Source organism: Oleiphilus sp. HI0066 (genome assembly GCF_001635725.1).
Genome location: NZ_LWFH01001240.1, coordinates 1 through 1,594 on the forward strand (window position 1 = coordinate 1; position 1,594 = coordinate 1,594).

The 1,594-nt window shown below is 40.8% G+C and carries 2 protein-coding genes; both read right to left on the reverse strand.

What is annotated here, in order from left to right; genetic code table 11:
- Positions 1 to 237: 237 nt before the first annotated feature.
- Positions 238 to 1,266 (reverse strand): substrate-binding domain-containing protein, encoded by a 1,029-nt coding sequence (locus tag A3738_RS17850; RefSeq protein ID WP_068763751.1) that lies wholly within the window; start codon positions 1,264 to 1,266, stop codon positions 238 to 240.
- 28 nt (positions 1,267 to 1,294) lie between these two features.
- The coding region (locus tag A3738_RS17855) for a hypothetical protein (protein ID WP_231876689.1) at positions 1,295 to 1,594 on the reverse strand (300 nt) is incomplete at its 5' end.

Genomic DNA, 1,594 nt, shown 5'->3' on the forward strand with positions numbered 1-1,594 from the left:
CCTAAAGCAGATACGAGTACTGAAGCACTTACTGCCGATTTGATCATTGGTATTTTTTTCATGATTTTTCCCAATTCATTGTTGTTTAGAATCAAGAAAAAGAATAGAAACGCAAAATGACAAGTTAGTGACACATTTGCTTCAATTTAATGAAAGATAGCCACACGTTTGAAACATTTATGAAATAAAAAAGCCCAGCGAATGCTGGGCTAGGCAATACGAAAGATTTCTGAAAATCTAATGAGAGCTAGCTTGCAAGAGCTCTAACGATAAAGGCTTCGCAGACTCTGCTGCGGCTTTATTCGCCTCAAGTAATAATTCTGACATTGGAATCAATCCAATCTCCATCAATAAACCATCCTCACCAATTATGTCTTCATTCAAGAACATATCGATATATTCCTGCATTGCCGGAACATTTTCTAAATGATCGTTCTTCATGTAAAAAAATAAACTACGTGCAATGGGGTAAGATTTATCAGCAATGGTCTCCGAAGATGGCGATATTTGATCAATACTGACTCCTGAAATCGCATCTTCATTTTCAGTCAAAAAGCTGTAACCGAATATGCCCAAAGCAGCTGTATCCTTCGTCAGTTTTTTCACAATAAGATTGTCGTTCTCACCACTTGGAATATATACGCCATCGGATCGAATAATGCGATACCCTTTACGGCCGGCGTCTCTATACACCTTCATTTGCTCAGTTTGGTACTGCATTACAATCTCTTCAAAAGCATCTCGTGTTCCTGAACTGATTGGTGGACCATAAACGCTAATTTTTCTTTTAGGCAATGCAGGGTTGATTTGATTCCAGTGCGTGTAAGGGTTCTCAATTAAATCACTTCCGTCCTCGTTTGGAACCAGCTTCGCTACAGCAAGAAGCAAGTCGCGCTTAGTAATATCCATCTCAGCATTTGTATTGGATTGCGCTAGGACAATTCCGTCATAACCAAACATCACTTCAGTAATGTTATCAACGCCATTACGTTGGCACAGCTCAAGCTCTTTAATTTTTATACGGCGACTCGCGTTGGTAATATCTGGGGTATCCAAACCATTACCTGAACAGAACAATTTCATACCGCCACCAGTTCCGGTCGACTCGACAACCGGCGTTGGAAATCGCGAAACGCTGCCAAACTCTTCAGCAACAAAGCTTGCGAAAGGATAAACTGTTGACCTACCCACGACACGCACCTGATCCCGCCCGTGCGTTGTACCAGAGATAGTAAACAATACACACAATATGAATAAGTTCTTCATCTAATTAACCTACTTAAGTATCTAAACGCTACGATTGTTCGGAGCCTGCGCTCTCAATAATGACTTGTTTTTCTAGCTGCCCATTTTTATAAAGTTGTATGGCAGTTTTGTTACTGTCGTAACGCAATTCCAACGCTTGCGTGTCATCAACATTTGTCGACTTAAAAAACGGACTGATGCCAAGTAAAGCACTGCTACGAATCGGCTCAAACTGCCCTGCATATTTACGATTCTTTTTCAGCACAGACAAACACTCTTCACCGTACACAGTGCGAATAAATGTCATCCCTTTCGAACACTGTTTGTTCAGAGGTTCATCAACTTCGAA